Origin of the sequence: Haliscomenobacter sp. (genome assembly GCF_965225875.1) — a bacterium.
GTDB lineage: Bacteria > Bacteroidota > Bacteroidia > Chitinophagales > Saprospiraceae > Haliscomenobacter.
In genome coordinates, this window is the sequence record NZ_CBDDBS010000002.1 from 1,823,948 (window position 1) to 1,844,119 (window position 20,172).

General features: G+C 46.8%; 17 protein-coding genes. 8 read left to right on the forward strand and 9 right to left on the reverse strand.

Features of this window, described 5'->3' with window-relative positions; all coding sequences use genetic code 11:
* Positions 1-75: 75 nt before the first annotated feature.
* On the reverse strand, positions 76-2,130 hold the full coding sequence (locus ACO08K_RS09980; protein WP_421796251.1) for a gliding motility-associated C-terminal domain-containing protein: 2,055 nt from the start codon (positions 2,128-2,130) through the stop codon (positions 76-78).
* A gap of 246 nt (positions 2,131-2,376) precedes the next feature.
* On the opposite strand from ACO08K_RS09980, the gene ACO08K_RS09985 reads away from it, so the two are divergent.
* From ACO08K_RS09985 to ACO08K_RS10010, 6 genes are all read left to right on the forward strand, one after another.
* Complete coding sequence (locus ACO08K_RS09985) at positions 2,377-4,323, forward strand: TlpA family protein disulfide reductase (RefSeq protein ID WP_421796252.1); 1,947 nt, start codon at positions 2,377-2,379, stop codon at positions 4,321-4,323.
* Positions 4,324-4,697: 374 nt separating this feature from the next.
* Positions 4,698-5,753, forward strand: a complete 1,056-nt coding sequence (locus ACO08K_RS09990; RefSeq protein ID WP_421796253.1) for a PorP/SprF family type IX secretion system membrane protein — start codon at positions 4,698-4,700, stop codon at positions 5,751-5,753.
* Between the two features lie 312 nt (positions 5,754-6,065).
* Entirely contained in the window at positions 6,066-6,524 is a 459-nt protein-coding gene (locus tag ACO08K_RS09995; RefSeq protein ID WP_421796254.1) for a bactofilin family protein, read from the forward strand.
* Positions 6,493-6,777, forward strand: a complete 285-nt coding sequence (locus ACO08K_RS10000) for an AtpZ/AtpI family protein (protein ID WP_421796255.1) — start codon at positions 6,493-6,495, stop codon at positions 6,775-6,777. Before ACO08K_RS09995 ends, ACO08K_RS10000 begins: the two co-directional genes overlap by 32 nt.
* Before the next feature lie 91 nt (positions 6,778-6,868).
* Positions 6,869-7,249 carry a hypothetical protein gene (locus ACO08K_RS10005; RefSeq protein ID WP_421796256.1) on the forward strand — a complete coding sequence of 127 codons (381 nt, stop codon included), beginning with the start codon at positions 6,869-6,871 and terminating at the stop codon, positions 7,247-7,249.
* 5 nt (positions 7,250-7,254) lie between these two features.
* Positions 7,255-7,737 (forward strand): biotin/lipoyl-containing protein, encoded by a 483-nt coding sequence (locus ACO08K_RS10010; RefSeq protein WP_421796257.1) that lies wholly within the window; start codon positions 7,255-7,257, stop codon positions 7,735-7,737.
* A 123-nt stretch (positions 7,738-7,860) separates the two neighbouring features.
* Here the strand turns inward: ACO08K_RS10010 and ACO08K_RS10015 are convergent, their stop codons facing one another.
* From ACO08K_RS10015 to ACO08K_RS10045, 7 genes are all read right to left on the reverse strand, one after another.
* Positions 7,861-10,431, reverse strand: a complete 2,571-nt coding sequence (locus ACO08K_RS10015) for a protein-disulfide reductase DsbD family protein (RefSeq protein WP_421796258.1) — start codon at positions 10,429-10,431, stop codon at positions 7,861-7,863.
* Between the two features lie 112 nt (positions 10,432-10,543).
* Positions 10,544-11,257, reverse strand: a complete 714-nt coding sequence (gene purQ / locus ACO08K_RS10020; RefSeq protein ID WP_421796259.1) for a phosphoribosylformylglycinamidine synthase subunit PurQ — start codon at positions 11,255-11,257, stop codon at positions 10,544-10,546.
* Positions 11,258-11,370: 113 nt separating this feature from the next.
* The gene (locus ACO08K_RS10025; protein WP_421796260.1) at positions 11,371-12,360 is read right to left on the reverse strand and encodes a hypothetical protein; all 990 of its coding nucleotides are present in this window, start codon (positions 12,358-12,360) and stop codon (positions 11,371-11,373) included.
* A 157-nt stretch (positions 12,361-12,517) separates the two neighbouring features.
* Positions 12,518-13,666 (reverse strand): cystathionine gamma-synthase, encoded by a 1,149-nt coding sequence (locus ACO08K_RS10030; RefSeq protein WP_421798305.1) that lies wholly within the window; start codon positions 13,664-13,666, stop codon positions 12,518-12,520.
* A gap of 175 nt (positions 13,667-13,841) precedes the next feature.
* Positions 13,842-14,255, reverse strand: a complete 414-nt coding sequence (locus ACO08K_RS10035; RefSeq protein ID WP_421796261.1) for a hypothetical protein — start codon at positions 14,253-14,255, stop codon at positions 13,842-13,844.
* A gap of 41 nt (positions 14,256-14,296) precedes the next feature.
* Positions 14,297-14,812, reverse strand: coding sequence for an exonuclease (locus ACO08K_RS10040; protein WP_421796262.1), 516 nt, complete (start codon positions 14,810-14,812; stop codon positions 14,297-14,299).
* A gap of 254 nt (positions 14,813-15,066) precedes the next feature.
* On the reverse strand, positions 15,067-16,245 hold the full coding sequence (locus ACO08K_RS10045) for a hypothetical protein (RefSeq protein ID WP_421796263.1): 1,179 nt from the start codon (positions 16,243-16,245) through the stop codon (positions 15,067-15,069).
* 188 nt (positions 16,246-16,433) lie between these two features.
* On the opposite strand from ACO08K_RS10045, the gene ACO08K_RS10050 reads away from it, so the two are divergent.
* On the forward strand, positions 16,434-17,450 hold the full coding sequence (locus ACO08K_RS10050) for an alpha/beta hydrolase family protein (RefSeq protein ID WP_421796264.1): 1,017 nt from the start codon (positions 16,434-16,436) through the stop codon (positions 17,448-17,450).
* Between the two features lie 151 nt (positions 17,451-17,601).
* On the forward strand, positions 17,602-18,105 hold the full coding sequence (locus tag ACO08K_RS10055; RefSeq protein ID WP_421796265.1) for a hypothetical protein: 504 nt from the start codon (positions 17,602-17,604) through the stop codon (positions 18,103-18,105).
* A 28-nt stretch (positions 18,106-18,133) separates the two neighbouring features.
* Here ACO08K_RS10055 and ACO08K_RS10060 read toward each other — a convergent pair whose 3' ends face one another.
* Positions 18,134-19,888 carry a DUF5597 domain-containing protein gene (locus ACO08K_RS10060; RefSeq protein ID WP_421796266.1) on the reverse strand — a complete coding sequence of 585 codons (1,755 nt, stop codon included), beginning with the start codon at positions 19,886-19,888 and terminating at the stop codon, positions 18,134-18,136.
* Positions 19,889-20,172 lie beyond the last annotated feature (284 nt).

The window sequence follows — 20,172 nt, forward strand, 5'->3', positions numbered from 1 at the left end:
TAAGGAACTGGTGGTAAAAAACAGGGCTTTATGCTCAAAAAAATTACTATTTGTTAATTTGTATGACGCAAAAAATTATTTAAGCAATAAAACCGACCCACTGCGACTGGCGGTTTCTCCGTCGACAAATTCTACGTCAGCCCGCCAAACATAAAGGCCTTGCAAAGCAGGTTTACCACGGGCACTACCATCCCAACGCGTTTCAGTACCATTGGGCTTGGCATTTTGAACCCTGAATACTTCGTTGCCCCAGCGATCAAAAATGCTCAAATGGGCAATCAGAGCTACACCCCGATCACAAAAAAGGGTAAAAAAATCGTTCTCCCCATCGTCATTGGGTGAAAATGCATTGGGCGCATAAGTATTGTGGCGGGGGATGACCTCAAAAACAAAGTTGGTAGAATCCACACACCCCAGTGCACTGCTCGCGATCAGGGTGTATGTGCCACTCTTCAGGGGCTGGGCAAAAGGCTCAGCGCAATCGCTGCAACTCAAACCTTCCACTGGCGACCAACGATAGGAGCCAATAGTCTGATTTGCCCGGGCACTCAATGGAATGCTGTCAAACTGTTTGAGGCTGATTTTGTCAACATCCTCCAACTGAAAAGCGACTGGATCACTCAGGGTCACACTGCGGCTGAGTTTACAAGCGGGGCTGGCTTGTACGGTAGCGTTATAAGTACCGGCGACCAGACCGTTAAAGGTATTTCCGGGTTGAAAATCTTTGCCATTGAGGGTGTATACCAAAGGGCGATTCACCCCACTTACGTTGGTAATGCTGATACTGCCGTCCTTACCTAAGGCACAACGGGGATCGGTCCCGGTCATGGTTCCTCGCAGTTCGCGGGCACGAACCACCAGACTGTGGCTAGCTGGACAGCCATGCACAGAGGTGACCGAAACGCTAAAAGTACCCGGATTTTCAATACTAATGATATCGGTTGTAGCTCCGGTTGACCATTGGTATTTTGCAAAATTGCCCGCGTCCAGAATTGAAAAATTTTCGGGGCAAATGATGCTGTCCCCCTTGATCCGAAAACGGCTCAAGTCCTCGATAATGATGTGGTGTACCAAAATGCTGTCACAACCACTGGGTGTTTTGAGCGCCACATCGAAGTAACCAGAGTCTCGGTAAACTTGCCCGGCCAAGGTGACTGAGCCGCCAGGGCAAATGACAATTTCTTTGGGCTTGGGGGCTTTTTTTCGCTCCAAGACCGTCGAGTAAGAAAAATAATTGCAGGAAGGATTATTCAGCTGGGTTGCGCTCGCAGCGGCTGCCAGGCGAAAGGTTTGTCCCTCGCGTGGTTTTTCAATATCGATGTGCAAATTATTGGCCCCAGGGATCGGCGTCCAGGTTTTGCCTTCATCGGTGCTGCGTTGCCATTGGTAGGCCAGTGATTTGGGGTCATTGATTTCAATGGTAGGCATAAGTTTGAATACATCACTGACACAGATGTAACTGGTATCGGGCATTTTGATGAGCGGCCCGCAGGGCAAAAATGTGATGTTGTCCAGCCCTATATCGTTGCCCAGTCCACCGGGTGCGTTGTTGCGCAGGGACAGGACAATCTGTTTGGCGTCGGGGGGCGTGGTAAAGCTAAAGCCGTAGGTACGCCAGATAGCATCCTGGGGTACGTCACCACTGCTGTACACCTCTTTACCATCCACCAAAAAAGACAAATTGGGCTTAATGTATCCGACAAAACTGGGCAGCATCAGGTTGATGATATCCGCTGAAAATTGGTAGGTCGTATTGCCACATACAGTTACGGTATCCTGATAAAACAAGCCAGGTTGAAAGCTGGCATTGACGACCATAAAATATCCGTTGGGGTCAGCGCTACGGTCTTTGGTTTTGACCCAGGATGTTGCTGAAAAGGAACCCCAACTGGCATTGCCATTGGTGATGACGTACAAGCCGTCATTGGGTGGCGTCGAAGCACTGTAGCGGTAGCCAGGTGCAATGCCGGGGTCAAATCCCAATACGTTGGCGCTGCCGCTACCAAAATCACCCCGTTTGAAAATATTTTCTCCCAGAGCCCCTTTACACAGGCCTTGTTGGGCCATACTAGACTGAATACAAAGGCTAAAAAACACCAGAGTGATGGCGATCCGAAGTTTGGCGTTCATTGTGTTTTTGTTGTGATATTTAAGCGATGTCCAAGGTAATTGTAAAGTGTGAGAATTTTAAAACGGGGAAAAAACAATTCAATGGAGAACAAGGAAATTTGCCTTGTTCTACGCCAAAAATCACCCTTTTGTACCTTCACCGACAATATTTACCACATAGTCTGCATTAAATGAAAAACTTTCTATTTTTACACACACATGACAATTCTCAATCACAATCACGATTACCTAACCTATTGTCAAAACATGAAATCATTAATCCTGACTTTTGCTGTAGCCCTCGTCGCTACTTTGAGCCTCAACGCTCAAGCACTACAATGTTCCCCCGAAAAGCCAATTCCTGGCGAAACCGTTACCCTTTCCTACGACCAAAACCAAACGATACTTGCCAATGAAAAAGAATTAAAAGCTACAGTAGTTTTTATGACTACCAATCCGAACCAGGCGGACCGCTTACAATTTGATGACGTAAACTTCAAATCTGAATCAGGCATCTTTAAAGCCAAAGTAAGCATTCCGGCCAAAGCCAACCTTTTTTACATCACTTTCGCCAATGAAGTAGATGGTGAAAAAGACAACAATGGTGGTAAAGGCTATGGGTTTAGCCTTTATCAGGTTGATCGTAAAACCCTGGCACCAGGTGTAAAAGGTAATTTAGGCCTAACGAAAGGCCGCTACGCACCCTACACCAATGTAGATCGGGACATTCCCGGCGGTTTGGCTTTGGTGCGCGAGGAATTTTCCACTAATGTTGCTTCTCGTAAGGATCAGACTCTGCTTTCTTTTTTTGCTGCGGAAGGTAAAAGGTCCAAAGACGAGTCCATTGTAGCTGAGGCCAAAAAAATGGCCGAGGTTTTGGCCAACGACAAAAAAGCAACCGAACAAGACCTCTATACAGCCTATCAGGTATTCAGAATCCTCGATGAAAAAGCTTTGCTGGAGACTTTAGGCCAAAGCATCCGCAAAAAATACCCCAATGGGATGTTGGTAAGAGCAGAGAAAATTGAGGCTGTAGGCATGGAAAAAGACCTAAGTAAAAAAGTAGTTTTATATGAGTCTTTGGCTGGTTTACCATTTACAGCAAGTGAAAAAAATGTGGTTTCCAGCCTTACCTCGGTGATTGCCAGTGGTTATTTGGGCAAAAAAGATTGGCCGAATTTTGAAAAATACCTCAATCAAATTAGCGACAAGAGTCGGAAAGCAAATCTACTGAACAGCGCGGCCTGGCAATTGTGTGGCGAAGGAATTGTCAAAGAAGTAAGCAAAGAAGACGCAGAACGTTCGACAAAATACTCCAAACAATCCATTGACCTGATCAAAGCATTACAAGCTTCGAATGACAAAGCTGATGTCAATGGCTTTATCAGTCTCAAGCAGATGAAGGAAAACATGAAGGGTTATCTCGGCATGTTCTCCGATACCTACGCAGTCTGCCTCTACCGTACTGGCAAATACGCCGAAGCACTGGAGTACCAGCACATTTACAACGAAACCCAAAAATTCAGTGATCCCGAAACCAACGAACGCTACTGCATCTACCTCGAAAAAGCCAAAGGAGGCAAAGAGGCGGAAGCGATGCTGGAAAAACTGATCACCGCTGGTACCGCTTCTGATGCGATGAAAACCCAGTTCGTACGTTTGTTCCAGGCCAACAATAGCCCCGAAGCCGCTGCTCAGCGCTACCTGGCCAACCTGGAAGAAGACGCCAAAGCCCACAAACGGGAAGAACTGCGCAAAAAAATGATCGACAAGGAGGCCCCTGATTTCAAACTGCGCAACCTCAAAGGAGAAGAAGTATCCCTGAGTAGCCTGAAGGGCAAAGTGGTAATCCTCGATTTTTGGGCAACCTGGTGCGGTCCTTGTAAGGCATCCTTCCCCGGTATGCAAAAATCGCTGGAAGCCACCCAAAACCGCAACGACGTAGTATTCCTCTTCATCGACACCTGGGAAAAGGGAGACAATAAAGAAAAGGCTGCCGCTGAATTCATTGAAAAAAACAAGTACAACTTCAATGTACTGATGGACAATGATGACAAAGTGGTGGGTAGTTACAAAGTAGAGGGCATCCCTACCAAGTTCATCGTCGGTAAAGATGGTCGCATCAAATTCATGAGCGTAGGCTTCAATGGCACTGAAACGCTGATCGAAGAGGTAGCCGCCATGATTGATCTGGCAGGGGAGGTAAAACCGTGATGTAATTTCGGATTTGGGATTTCGGATTTCGGTTACTGGGCTACCCCAACCGAAATCCGAAATCCCAAATCCGAAATCCCTTTGGGGCAATACAAGTATTTATTCCAACGTTTTGCTTGTGCAGTTGTGAAACCAGTGAAAAAACACTATCTTAACTGCTGAAAATTGTATCAAAGTTCACAGTAATGTTAAACTTTGGGCTTACTTGAATTTTTCAGGGCTTTGAGCATTACAGTTATTCGGAGAGTTGTGTATACTTGCAGCACAATTTCAAAAAATTCATATTTGTTTTCAAGCTTGTTTGAATTGCTTGGGTAAAGCAGAAATTCGACCAGGTGCGTACTCAAAACCGATTATTAACCCTCGCTATCTATATGAAAAACTGGAAATCAATACTTGCGCTGGGCCTGCTGATCTGGGGGGCAACCATATTGCAGGGGCAAGACATTCACTTTTCGCAGTTCTACATGTCGCCACTCAACCTGAATCCGGCGATGACTGGGGTGATGAATTGCAACTCTCGCGTTGCTGTGAACTACCGCAACCAATGGGGCAGCGTACTGCGCTCCAATTCCTTCCGTACCTATTCAGTCTCTTACGACCAACGCATTCCGGTTGGGCGTTATGACTATTTTGGCGTGGGAGGTACTTTCTGGGGCGATAAGGCTGGTGAGGCCAATTTCGCTACCCTGACCGGAAAAATCTCCGGTTCTTTCTCCAAACAAATCAGTGGTGGCCGCAAAAAAGCCGGTTATTTGGTGGCTGGTGCCGAAGCTGGTTTGGCTCAACGAAGCATCGACTTCCTGAACCTCCGCTGGGGTACCCAACACGATGGGGAAGGTAGTTTTGATCCAACGCTACCTTCGCAAGAAGATCGCTTCAACCGCGACAACTTCCTCTTTGCTGACATGGCTGCGGGTTTGTTGTATTTCCACCGCAATGGCAATAAAAACGTCTACATCGGGGGTGCGTTTCACCACTTGAACCGGGCCAACCAATCCTTTGATACGGAAGGAGAAGAAGACCCAATCTTTACCCGTTGGACGGTGCACGCAGGCGGCGAGTTTCCTACTTCCAGCGGAAAAATGGGGCTTTTGCCTGGCTTTATCGTGATGCGTCAGGGGCCTTCTTTCCAGGTTAATGCCGGTGCAAGTTTGCGCTTTATGCTGGATCAGTCGAAAGACAGCTACCAGGCATTTCAGCTGGGTTTGTGGGGCCGGGTGGCCAACAAACTGGAGCAAGGTTATTTGACCGACGCCATCATTGCCTCTACTCGTTTTGACTTCAACGACCTGAGCATTGGCTTTAGCTACGACATCAACGTTTCTCAACTCAAACCAGCTTCCAATTCACAAGGGGCGTTTGAGTTCAGCTTGATTTATAAAATTTGTGGCTTGGAACGCCGTGGGGTGTACTGTCCGAATTTTTAACCCACGAATAAATTCGTGGGCTGGGGTTTTGGACACGCTTTACCCTAACCCACGACTAAAGTCATGGGTTAGGGTTGCGCTCCACAGTTTTGTCACATAAAAAAGGCCTTCCGTCACAAAAATAGTTACGGGAGGCCTTTTTTATTGGAGTCGCAGAGAGTTCAGGTTGACTCAAGAGTGCAATTGCCATTTTCTTTGTATCTTGCCACTTTGATTTTTATGACCGATTATACCTACGATTCAGGCAGACACTGAATTTCTGTTTGGAACGTTATAACAGTCATAATCATTCGTAAACCAAAATTGAACACAATGTTTAGCAGTAAAGATTCCAACAACAAGCCACGCAATGGATCTGTTGCTCCGGTGAATCCCAACGCTTTCAATAGCCTTGTACAAGGTACAGTGGTTGAAGGTACGGTACGTTCCGAAAGTGACATCCGCGTAGATGGCTTAATCAAAGGAAAGCTCTTCTGCGATGCCAAAGTGGTGATTGGTCCAACGGGCCAAATTGAGGGGGAAATCCGCTGTGCCAATGCAGTGATTGAAGGTAAATTTGAAGGCACCATTGTAGTGGCAGAATTGCTCAACATCCGCGAAAATGCGGTCGTGAGTGGTGAGGTAACTACCGGAAAATTGTTGGTTCAAACCGGAGCGGTCTTTAATGTGACCTGTAACATGGGTGGTCAGCCACCGGCAGCCAAATCCAATTCAGCTCCGCTTGTTGCCAAAAAAGAAGATGAAAAAGGAGTCAAAGCACCCAATAACTGATCCAGAGGATCCATCTGATTTTTCCAAAGGGAAAGCCACATCCAATGTTTACCTCAAATATTCGGGTATGGCTTTCCAAATGGGTATCATTATTCTCATTGGGGCTTTGTTGGGGCGAAAATTGGATGCCTATTTTCACAGCCCAAAACCCTGGTTTACGGTAGCCCTTTCTTTATTGGCCATCTTTGCCGCCTTGTATTCTACCCTTAAGGATTTGTTGGCTCCCAACAAGAAGAATCAGCCGCCGCGCTGACATTTGCCTTTCCTTCAAATTTACTAATCGCTTAATTATGCATCCGGGTTTTGTACTTTTGTAGCTGAAATCATTTTTCAACTACATAGTCATGAATCAATCCCGCTTTTTGCTGTATTTGGGTATAGTGTCGGTGTGCACAGCACTTGGGTTGTTTTTGCTCAACTTGCTGCCGGGGTTTCAGGTACACGCAGCATTTGCGTGGGGTACTTTTGCCTTTTTTTTCCTGTTTACTCTGCTCGCGTTTTGGTACGGAAGTATGGCTGCCCGCAGCACCAATAAGCATCAATTTACCAATGCTTTCATGGGATTGACCATGGTCAAGATGTTGTTTTCGTTGATGATCATAGTCGGGTATTTCTTTTTGGCCAAACCCAGCGATAAATTGTTCATTGTGCCATTTTTTGGCATCTATTTGATTTATACCGTTTTTGAAACCGCCCTTTTGATGAAATTGGGTAGAACCAGCTAATTCCTATGGAAACTCCAAATTATAAGGTATCCGTAAATGGCCAGGTGGTACTGGAAGATGCCACCAAAACCGGCCTGGATTTCATCCGCCTGGACGATGGGCATTTTCATGTGCTGCACGGCGAAAAATCCTATTTGGCCACCCTGGAAAAAGTAGACTACCAGGCCAAAGCTTTTGGTTTTCGGATCAATGGCGAGGTGTACGAAGTAAAAATAGCCGATCATTTCGACCAGACGGTTGAACGCCTGGGCTTACACATCCAGGCCGCAGCCAAGTTTAAAGACTTAAAAGCGCCTATGCCCGGTCTGGTGATTGACGTGATGGTAGATGCTGGCCAAAAAGTACACAAGGGCGACTCTTTGTTGATCCTCGAAGCCATGAAAATGGAAAACGTATTAAAATCACCCGGTGATGGGGTGGTGAAAAAAGTAAAGGTGGAGAAAGGTGCAGCAGTGAATAAAAACCAGGTGCTGCTGGAGATGGAATAAAATATAATTTTCTACGCGCAACGCACTGTAGAGACGCACGGCCGTGCGTCTCTCAAAATAGGACAACACACCCGCGAGACGCACAACCGTGCGTCTCTACAATCCGCAATTCCTACTATTTTCTTATTTCATCGACAAGCGAGTGAACGCGTCTTTGCCGCATTGTAAGAAGTTACCGTACAGTTCTTTTTCTTGCATTCCTCCCAACGGATTGGTCAATAATTGTCCATCCGGAGAAAGCAACACATAGTAAGGTTGGCTGTTGGTCTTGAAGTACTCTGTCTGAAAATGGGCCCATTTGTGGCCGATGTTGCGCAATTTGCGGGTCCCTCCTTGAGCAGTTTCTACTACAATTTGCTCTTTCTCGGGCAGTTCACGTTTATCGTCAACATAGAGTGAAATCAGCACATAATCCTTGCTTAGCAACGGGTATACAGGTTTGGTTGGCCACACGTTTTCTTCCATTCTGCGGCAATTCACACATGCATGCCCAGTGAAGTCAATCAACACTGGCTTGTTTACTTCACGAGCATAAGCTAAGCCCTGTTGTAAATCCTTGAAACAGTTTAATTCCTGAGGACAGTCGCAAGGTTTGAACCAGCTGTAACAAACAGGTGGAGCCAAGCCACTGAGCAAGGTCAATGATTGATAGGAACCCGTCGCTTTATTGACCATAAAACCTGTTCCGAGGTAAATTGCAAAAGCCAAAGACACCACACCCATCCCAATTTTTATACCATTGGATCTTTCCTTTCCATAGTGCGGAAAGTGGATAAAACCGAACAGATACAAGGCCAAGCCAAGGAAAATCAGCAACCAAATTGCCAGGAAAGGCTCAATGGTCAACAACTCCCAATCCTTTACCAAATCCGCATTTGATAAAAATTTGAGGGCCAGGGCCAATTCCAAAAAGCCCAAAACTACCTTGATGGTATTCATCCAACTGCCTGACTTAGGCAAGGATTGCATGATGCTAGGGAAAGCGGCAAAAATGGCGAAAGGTAGTGCTAAACCCAAGCCGAATCCGCCCATCCCGGCAGTCAATTGCCAGGCGCCGCCATCCGAGGTCAGTGCTCCGGCGAGTAGCGAACCCAAGATCGGGCCCGTACACGAGAAAGATACCAGGGCCAAAGTCAATGCAGCAAAAAATATCCCGAGGGCACCGCCTAAATTTTCAGCCTGACTGGAGCGATTCACCCAGGAACTGGGCAGCGCAATTTCGTAATACCCAAAAAAGGAAAAGGCAAAAAAGACAAATACAGCGAAAAAGATGATGTTGAGCCACACATTGGTGGAGATGTCATTCAGAATATCTGGGTTGATGTTGTCCATCAAATGGAAAGGAATACTCAAGAGCAAGTAAACCAAAATGATGAAGCCAGCATACATGGAAGCATTGCCAATTAACTTTCCCTTTTTGTTCTGGCTCATTTTGGTGAAAAAACTCACCGTAAAAGGAATCATCGGGAATACACAAGGCGTAAGCAGAGCCAATAAGCCGCCAAAAAATCCCAGTAAAAATATTTTGAAAAAACCAGTTTTGGCCGTTATCACTTCACCTTCAACTCCACACTGCCCTAGCGGCGCGTCCAATTGAGGTTTATTCAAACCGAAATAGGTTTCTAATGGCGTGGTACCAATGGTAGCTCCCGTTCCTCCTTTAATCACCTTATTCGCCTCTACCCCGATCAGCGCGCTCAGCTTAGCCGGCAAAAAGTGAAAATCCACATCCGTTGGCATGGAACAAACGCTGGAATTGCAAGCCATGAAGGTCAGCAAGCCGGTGATGGCTTGTTCCGGGTCGGTTACTTTGATCTTTTGGGTAAAAACAGCATTCCCTTCAAACTGCTTTACAACTGCGCCAAAAAGAGGCTCAAGCTCCTCTTTGATCTTTCCAAGTTCTTTGGTTTTGCCTTCTAAAGTGTAGTGTTTGCCTGGGTTATAGGTAAAGGTTGTAGGCAGGGCGCCTCCTTCTTCGGTAAATTGAGAGTACAAATGCCAGCCAGCCTCAGGAATACCTTTTATCGTGATCTCGTAAACGTTTCCCTGCAATTTTTTGATCGAACTTTCCCATTTTGCATACTCTTGCAGGCCGGAAGCCTCCACTGCACCAGAAAGATCGGTTACCTGAAAATCCGCATTGGCTACTGATGATTCAGGAGCAGATGTTGGTGCCGCATTTTTATTTTGAGCGTCCTTAAGCTTATCCCCTTCGAGGCTACCTACCTTTTTTTTTTCAGCCCCAGCGTCGTTCAACATGAATTTGAACGCAAACTCGGTAGGCGGCAAACACTTCTCGTCGTTGCAGCACATGTACTCCACATAGCCCATGATGGGTTTAGAGGGGTCGGTTACCTTTACTTTTTGGCGGAAGGTAGCCGTGTGCAGCAATTTGATGACGTTCATGTCAAACATCTTGTCGTGGCCTTCCTTGCGGTCGCCCTCTTCGATATTTTTGCCCACCAATTGGAAACTGCCTTTGTCGTAATGAAAGGAGGTACGCACCGGACCGTCGTCGCTTTCCAGGTATTGAGAATAGGTGTTCCAGCCATCCTGAATGTTGGCCACAAAAATCAGTTCATATTCCGTTGCACTCAATTTCTTCAAACTGGTCGACCATTTAACTGGGTCTTCAATTTGAGCGGAAACACTAAATGTGCAAAACAAGAGAAAGAAAAAAGCAACTATTCTCATGGGAAAGTCTTTTTTAAAGCTTAAACAAGCTCATTAAGAACAGCTTCAGTTGATCAATGGTTCTAACGTAAAAAACAAATTCAAGGATATATGACCCAAGCTGTCCGCGCCACTACATAGAGGCCGACATGTGGGTCATTTTCACCAGAGAATCAAACAAACGGTGGCCATCGGAGTTGCCAAGGATGTCTTCTGAGGCCCGCTCAGGGTGGGGCATCATGCCAAATACATTGCGTTGTTTGTTGCAAATGCCCGCAATGTTTTCCAAAGCGCCATTGGGGTTGGCACCTGGGGTGATTTCACCGTTTGGCTCACAATATTTGAATAGAATTTGATCGTTCGCTTCCAATTCAGCCAGGGTTTCTGGGTCGGCATAAAAGCGACCATCCCCGTGGGCAATGGGAATTTTTAAAACCTGACCAGAGTGAATGCCGGCGGTCAGTGGGCTATTGTTGGAGATGGTTTTGAGGAATACGTTTTTGCAAATGTACTGCTGATTGGAGTTGCGCAAAAGCACCCCTGGCAGCAAACCAGCTTCACACAAAATCTGGAAACCATTACAAATGCCATAGACCAGGCCGCCGTTGTTGGCAAAATCAACCACTGCATTCATGATCGGTGAAAAGCGGGCAATGGCCCCCGAGCGCAAATAATCGCCAAAAGAAAAGCCACCGGGCAACACGATACAATCCCCTGCAGCAAAGCCGTCCAACTGGGTTTCTTTGTGCCAAATCTTTACCGTTTCTTGTTGCATGACGTTGCCGAGCACATGCATCATGTCGTCGTCGCAATTGGAGCCGGGAAAAACAACTATGCCGAATTTCATGGTTTGAGCGTTTGGTCATCCGCGATTAGCGAATGGCATATCTTTAATAGTGAGGCAAAAATAAGTTTTTATCGCCCCTTTGAAAGCGCAAAGGTAAGGAACTGAAATGAATATTATCCTGGAAAAATAAAGGCCTGATACTTTAAAATCATCACCAGCGCGAACCAAACCAAGTGTAAAAACTCTGCCCAATTGCGCGACATCGAGCTGAACAACATCCCGCTAAGTAGTCCCGCAGCTGGAGCCAGGATCATCAAGTGTTGCAGCTGCACGCCCGCCTGTATGGGCACGCTCAGGATCGCAATAAATAAGGCCCAATACAACAGGTTGATGCGCTTTTGGGATTGAATGACCCGTTTGCCCGTCAAACTACCTTGTTGAAAAATCACCGCTAGCAACAAAATCACAAATACAATGATGACCAGCAATACGGTAACCGTGAAAGGTGTATCCACCAAATCCAACCAGCCAAAAGCCTGCGTGATTTGCAATTTCCAGAACAAGTCAAAATGGTTGAACCAAAAAGCAGCAACCCCCATCAATACATAAGGCACCACCAATCCGGAAAACGCCATCAATCTTTCCCGGAAATCAAAGCCCCGCATTACATTCAAACCCGTAAAAATGAGCAGAATAAAAACCAGGTAGGAGGGATAAAAAAAACTGGCGATGGCCAGAAAAAATCCTGCATTGAATACCCGGTCGGCTATCGACTGCTTCTTAAAAGTGTCCATCAACTCGTGGAGGCTAAGCAGCAGAAAGAAATTGGCAGCGTGTAAAGGGGAAAAAACACCCAATTGTGGCGCAGTACAACTCACCAGGACGTAAAATAATCCCGGCATCATGTTGATGTCTTTGGACAAACGAAAATTGAGGTCAATGTAATTCACTGTAAAGGCGCCCAAAAACAAAAAGCCCAATGCAAAGAACAGTGCTGTAGTGTTATTCCCACGAATCAGTTCTTGCAGGTAATGGTAAAAAATCCCGTACTCGCCGGGCTGGCCTTTGACCTGCAACAACACTGGTGCTGCCAACATCAAGCTGGCAAAAAACAGTACAAAAATGGTCGACAAAATCTGATTGGTGCGGAATAACGAGAGCACTAGTTGTGGTTTTGCATAGATAATGAGGCAAATGTAGGTAAAAAGTTGAGAAGTTGAGGGGTTGAGGAGTTGAGAAGTTGAGGCTACCGCAGCGACTTATACAAGGTCTTCGTCAAAAACGCTGCGGTAGCCTAAACTTCTCAACTCCTCAACTTTTTCAGAGTCGATCCAGCGCTTGCGCCAAATCTTCAATCAAATCTTCTACGTCTTCAATGCCCACACTCAAGCGGATCAATGAATTGGTCAAGCCCACTTTATAGCGCTCTTCCTGCGGAATACTGGCGTGCGTCATCGTGGCCGGGTGGCCAATCAGCGATTCTACGCCGCCCAGAGACTCAGCCAGCGTGAACAGCTGGGTATTGGACAAAACATTTGTAGCGTATTCCAGGGTATCGGTATGCAAGTCAAAAGAAACCATGGCCCCAAAATGCCGCATTTGTTTTTTAGCAATGGAATGCCCGGGGTGGTCGCTAAAACCAGGGTAGTAGGTCTTGCGTACTTTGGGGTGGTTGCGCAAAAACAGGGCAATTTTCTCCGCGTTTTGACAAGCCCGCTCCACTCGCAAATGTAGGGTTTTGATGCCCCGCAAAATCAAGAAACAATCCTGTGGCCCGGGCACTGCGCCAATGGCATTTTGTAAAAAGCGCAACTGCTGCGCGATCGAGTCATTGTTCGTGATCACTACACCGTGAATCACGTCGGAGTGGCCACCTATGTATTTGGTTGCAGAATGCATCACGATATCGGCGCCCAAATCCAGTGGGTTTTGCAAATAGGGTGAGGCAAAAGTATTGTCCACACAAGTGAGGATGCCTTGCTCCCGTGCCAGGGTGCACACCGCCTTGATGTCCACCAAACTGAGCATGGGGTTCGTGGGTGTTTCAATCCACAGCATCCGGGTTTTGGCGTTGATTTTGGCCGCAATGCTACCCAAATCCTGCATGGGTACAAAATGCGAGACCAGCCCGTAACGCCCGTGTACCCGCACCAACTGCCGATAAGACCCGCCGTAAAGGTCATTGCTGGAAATGAGTTCATCACCCGGGTTTAACAAACGGATGATGGCGTCCATCGCCGCCAGCCCACTGCTGAAGCACACCGCGTGCTGGCCGTTTTCCAGGGCAGCGAGGTTTTTTTCCAAAACTGAACGCGTGGGGTTTTGGGTACGTGCGTATTCATAACCCTGATGTACACCAGGTGCTTCCTGTGCATAGGTCGAGGTTTGGTATATCGGGGTCATCACCGCGCCAGTGGATGGGTCTGGCTCAATGCCCGCGTGAATGGCTTTGGTTCCGAATTTCATGATTGCTGTTTGGTTAGTAGGGCGATAAAAAATAAGTGTTTCATTTTGACAAAGGATTAGATAAGTAAATGGTCCATTTTAAGTGTCTTATCTAATCCTTTGACTCAGGAAAAACGAACACTTATTTTTGCCCATTATTTAGGTGCGCAAAGGTAGAAAAAAGTTGGCAGCCTATTTCTCAAAACAACAACTTCGCCAAGTCTACGCCAACTGCATCACACCAGGATGGATTTTCTTTTTGTTGTCCTTTTTGCAAATCGTATTTGTACCAAATCCCTAATTTGTAGTCATAGATAAATCCTTCAGGAATGTCATAAACCTGCATCAACTCCTGTAACTTTTGGGCATCTTTTTTAACACCTTGCGTATGAGTGATTTCAATGATGACTTTGGTCAAATCCGTTTCGCTATTAACCAACATTAAATCAGGTGCTGGGCTGGTTTGACTTTCATCGATCATGGTTTCCGGATAAGGGAATAGCTGAGAGTGAGATTTGAGGTACAAATCCGTCAGCCCATAAATCAATTTAGCAATGATAGCCTGGTGGATACGCGGTGCGTTAACTCCCATAATGATTAAGTTGTCGTTCATTGCGTCACGGATTTATACAAAGATACAGAAAAATACTTTGTCTACAACTTCAGCTTCAGCCCCATTTTTTTCATTTCCAACAAGGCTTCGGCATTGCCTTTGGCATCATCCACCGGGTGGTGGGTATGGGGGCTAATCCGCAGGTGTTTGAAGTTGTCAAAGGTGTCTTTGACCAGGCCTTTGTACAGGCTGCCCAGATTTTGGGAGCTGTAACCGAAGGGGTTTTCGCCCAAAAAATGATGGAAATACCAGCACACAAACATCCAGTCGAAGCCATTGTTGTCGCTGATAAAAATGGGGCGATCGGGGCAGACCTCGGCTACCCAATCTTTAAAACGTTGCATTTCACCCTTAGGCTCTGGAAAACCCAAGGTTTGCTCCCGGGAATAGCCTGAAACGGCCAGGGCCGGGGGCAGGTATTGTTCTGAAATGGGTCGGAATTGAGCAAAAAAGGTCTGGTTCAGTTCGGGTTTAACCAGTACCGCGCCGAGGGAAATCATCGAATAATCACCGGGGATTGGGCCGTCTGTTTCGACGTCCACCATAATGTAGGCCATGGCTTTGTTTTTTATAGCAAAATAAAATGCCTCTGTTGTGCTGCATATAAAGGTAGTTGATGACCTTTTAAACTCCAACCAAGATTGAATAACATAAGTTCCGAATATGGTTGTGCCCTGCAAGCGGTTTGTTGTATTACGTAAAACATTGTAGAGACGCACGGCCGTGCGTCTCTACAGCGCCAGATTCTACTTCCAAATCTGGACTTGTACCAGTTAAAACCACTGAATCCAGTGCACTTGAGAGGATGCGCTCAGTTCCGCACAAATTCTTTTACTTCATCAAGCCCAGTGATTCCATCCGTACTTTCCAAACGGGCGATGATGCCCCAGCCGTAAAAGTCGTTGGCAACGGCAATCAGCAATTCATTTTCGCCCGCTTTGAGGTTGATGCCAAAACTGGCATTGTCTTTGGACATACGGCCTTCGGGGTACTTCCGCATAGCGGCTTGTTGGAACAGGTTTTTGTCCACAAATACCGTTTGTTTGTTCAAAAACACCCACACCTCATCACTGAAGCCCAGTTGGAGCCTGGTTTTTACATTTTCTTTAGCGATGATTTTGGTTTTGAGCCAAACCACTTTGCGGCTTTTATTGCCCCCAAATTTTCTAGTCAGATTGACGAATCCGCCCCTTTCAGCCTTGATGCTGTCCGTAAATTGTTCTACTTTGGGTTGGTTGCCCAAAAAAGCTTCGCTGCCAGGAGGCAAATCTGTGGGTGTGCTGATGGCCCACTTGCGCAAATAATTGGCTTCGTGGTTGCTCAAATCCACTCCTTCCTGGGGCGTTAAACCTTCTGTCGCATCGGGTTTGATTTGCAAATTGGCGATGTAAGAAGCGCCATCAAAAGCAATACTGCCTTCCTTCATGTTGCCTTCCAGCTTCGGAATTTCCAGGACGGGTTGTGGTAGGTGATTCAGATATACCCGCATTTGAAGGCCGGAAATCACCAACTTGATGTGGTTCCAATCGCCCCCTTTGATTAGTGCCGGGCCCTGGTATTGAGGATACATGTCCCACATGTTGATGGCATCGAAATAAGGGGTGTATTGGATGGCGCTGTTGGTGAGTTTGTTGCCGATGGTACCTACGCGCAGGTAAACGATCTCCTGTTCTTTTTCGTCTCTGCGGTGGAAATAGATAGATTGTGCAAATTCGGGCAAAATGGGCTCAACGTCAAACTCAATGGTGCCGTCTTTGAATACCAAATCCTTCAGTACAACTTGCCCGGATTGGGGGGCAATTTTCATGCTTTTTTGGCCTTTGTAGTCTACAAAATCTACTTTCCCGGCCTGGAATGCCCATTTTTCCGGCGTAAGCGGGATGGTAAAATCGACAGGCTTGGCGGGTGTGACTGCTGCTTTGTTTTTTTGCGCAAAAACAAAGCTTTGGATGGCCAAAAAGAAGAGGATTAAAAGAACTCGTGTTTTCATGGCTAAGTCGTTTGATTTTGGCCAAAACTAGGCGAGAAAGCAGCTTTTGGGGTGTTCAAACTCGATTCAAGTTGGGTTCAAGTTTGTTGAAGCGACCACCTAAAATCAATCTTCAAAAACCCCACCCAACTTTTGCCCCGCTTTTCAAGTCTTCTAAACGTTTGTTTACACTACAATAAAAATTAGGTATGCAAAGATTTTCCCCAAAAGCCCTGATGCTAATGACTTGCTTGTTTCTTATACTTTCCTGTGATGAGAAAGATATGCTGTCGGAACAGGAAAAAAGTGCCTTGTTTGCCACTCCCTCTACAGCAGAAACGGACAGCATTTTTGCCCAATGGAAACAGAGAGATTTGACTCCGAGGGACTATACGGTGATTCAGGAAAGTACAATCCTGGACGGAAAATATACTTTCAAAATGCTGTCTTTCAAAATAAACGGCATCAAAGAATACGGTGCTTTACTCATTCCTAAAACCGATGTGTCAGTGCCAGTACGACTATTAATTGGGGGATTTGGACTGGATATTACGACCAATTCAGTCAACCTTTCTCTGGACAGCTCCGATCCAAGTGGGCCGTATATTTTAGCGATCCCTGCTTTAAGAGGGCAATCATTGGCGATTACCTTGAATGGCACTTTGTATTCGTCGCCATTATCCGAAGGTGTGCATTGTGACGCCTTTGATGGTGCAACCGACGATGCCATCGCTTTCCTCAACCTGGTTCAGCAAACTGAAAGCAAAGCTGATGTAAACCGAAGCTCGATTAGAGGTGGCAGCAGAGGCGGAACTGTAGCCCTTTTGGCTGGAATCAGAGACCCAAGAATCAAAAGAGTAGTAGACGTAGTGGGGCCGACCGATTTATTGACCCTGACTTCGCTACATGAAAATGACCCAACCTATCTGTGTCAGTTTCTAAACGATTTGAAAAACAAACAAGCAACTTTAGCTGAAACGAGGAATAAATTGATTGCCTCCTCGCCCCTTTATTTTGCCCAACATTTGCCGTTAACCCAGCTACATATGGGTTTGAAGGATAAAAATGTGCCAGTAGACCAAGCGTATGGGTTGGAGCAAAAAATGACCCAGCTGGGCTTAAAATCCCTATTCCAACTCTATACCTACGATAAAACACATGCCGATATTGCCACGGACAACCCTGAATTGGCCAAGCGGATTGCCGAATTCCTCGCACAATTATAAACCTAGAATTAACTTTTCCTTGTTGTTCCCTTGGTTTAGGTGTTTTACCTTTGATCGGAACCAAATAGACTGTGTCAACCGCGTTCCGGTTGATGTCGCTATTGGCCGAAGGCGTACGGAAAGCACAAAACCCACCTAAAAACTCCTCTATATGACCACCAGCGTTACCGTCAAAACCATTTACCACTGCTCACTGGAGCGTGCCTTTAAAGCGCCCATGCTTTGTGACGTGTCCAAAGTGCACACCGGCTACGGCATCATGCCCAAAGTGACCCATTGCACCGAAGACGAAAACTGGGGCCAGCCCGGCAGCAGCAAAAGGGTATTTGTAGCGCCCTCCTTTAGCCAGCCTGGTGGCGAGGCCTCCATGGATCGGGTCATCGAACGCATCGAAAACCAATACTGGAAAATCGAGGTGAGTGAGTTCAAAGCCTGGATGCTGGGCTTTTCAAAATTTGTAGGAGAATGGCGGACGACGGAATTGGAGCCCAAGCAAATTTTGATCGAATACACCTATACGATGCACGCCGAAGTGGTCTGGTTGTACCCCCTGAATTGGTTGTTCACAAAAACTTTTTGGCGGGTGTATATGAAGAGGGTTTTGGAGAATGTAAGGAAAATAGCCGAGGGGGATGAGGCGTTTATGTATGCGTAAACGCCTCATCCTCCTCCAAACCAAGTATTCAAATCCGATACAACCTCACCTTCAGCACCGTCAATTGCTGCCCCGGCAAACTCACCTTTTGCTCATCCCCATTCCAACGTTTGGTGGCGATGAACTGATCTTGCTTGAAATAGCCCTCGTCAATGGACAGAAAGCCCAGGTGATTGAAGCTGATACCTTCCTTTAGTGCAAAATTGAGCTTGACCCCGTAGCCAACAATGTAAAACTCGTCCGCTGCATTTTGGATGACCAGCGCTGCTCCCATGTCTTTGGGCAAACCGCCAAAGGGCGATGCAGGCGGAGCAGGTTTATCCGCGGGCGGCGTATTAGGGCCGGGAGCGGGGTCGTCCTGACCAGACAATGCAGCAAAGGAAATGACTTGTTTGCCCACTTGTTCCAACGATTTACCAAAATCGATGCTGAAGCGGAAATCTGCCGAAGAGCCAATGCTTAGTTTGTAATCACCCAACTCAATTTCCTTGTTGCGGGCGGGAGGAGCGAAGTAGGCCCCGCGCATTTGTGGCGAATTGTATTTGGAGCTGATCAAGCCCTGCATCTGTTGAAGGGTACCGTTGATTTCACCGAGCAATTTCAAGTTGAGTTTGACTTGTTCGTCGTTGCGGTTCCAGCCATCAATGCCGAATGGGGCAAAACCAATCGCATCGTATTCGGCAATGGCGTAGAGCACCCCAGCGGGTGAGAGCAAACTTTCCGGGATGAACAGGATATTGCCCCCCGTTTTGTATTTGCTGAACAAATCGTCGTAATCGATGGTGTACACATTGGGGGAGTAAAAGTCCAGCGCAGTACCTCCCGCCCGGTACAGGTCCAACACATGGGGGTTGATGGTGCCGTGGGGGTAGGTTCCCCGTTTGTTGTACAACCAGCCATTGCAAAAAGTCGGCAGGTCCAAAATCTTCCGGCCTTGCGCAGCAATGTGGTTGATGTAAGTGGAATAATGGTAGGCCATAAACAGCTCTTCGCTGTAGTAAGGGTACTCCCCTTCCGCCGTGCTTTTGCCAAATAACTCTTCCCAGGTTCCTTGGGTTTTGTAGCCATTGTTTGCCCAGGCCTTTTCCAGGGCGGGAAACAGTTTCCCCTTGTTGGCATTGAGGTAAGTGATGACTGCAGCGGGCACTTCGGCGCCCCAGGCTTTGAGCGCGGCGGGAGAATAATCCCGGTAGCCCTGAAAACAACCCGGTTCGTTTTCGGTTTGCAGCAAAATCACGGTATGTTCCTTGTCAACTGCGACGAGGTGTTGCATCAACGCCGCGTAAGCCTTGGCGTCGGCGTTGCGATTGGCCTCGCTGAAGGGGGAAAGAATTTCCAGGGTTTTGCCATCGGCCAGGGTATGTCGGGGAAAACGCTGGGGATTGGTTTTTACCCAGGCGGGGGCATAGGAGGAAGTGGTACTTTTCCAACTGCCAAACCAAACGAGGGCTACTTTTAGTTTTTCCTTTCGTGCGGCTAGCAGGAGTTGATCCAGCAGCCAAAAATTGAATTTGCCTTCTTCGGGCTCAATGAACTCCCAGTAAGCATAGGCCAGGATGGTGTTCATGTTCAGGGCTTTGGCCTGCTTGAGTACTTTTTTCAATCCAGCTGTATCCGAACCCGTGGAATTGTGGATTTCAGCACCAAGGATGATGAAGGGTTTGTTTTGCACCATCATTTTGGCCGCTCCTCCACTTTTATCAAGGAAAGGGCGCTGCGCAAAACTGAGTAGGGGAAGCAATAGGATACCCAGGGTGGTGACTATTTTGGGAAGATTGGCCATGCTGCTGTTTTTTGCGAATTTGATGATGGTAAAATTAGCATTGGCCGGACGAGTGGGGTATGCAAAAGGGTTCTTTGATTGTGCAGTTTCAATCCGGGCGCGTCATAATGGAAAAGCAAGTGCAGTATAAAATTCAAAAGCGGTAAGGTAACTTAGCATTTGCATACGTCATTGTTGCATCACAACCAACTACTCAATCCGTAGTACAAACAACCTGATTACCCATGCGTCACAGTTTAGTCCTTCTTGGCCTGGTCTTTTCTTTTCTCCTCCAAGGCCAAAGC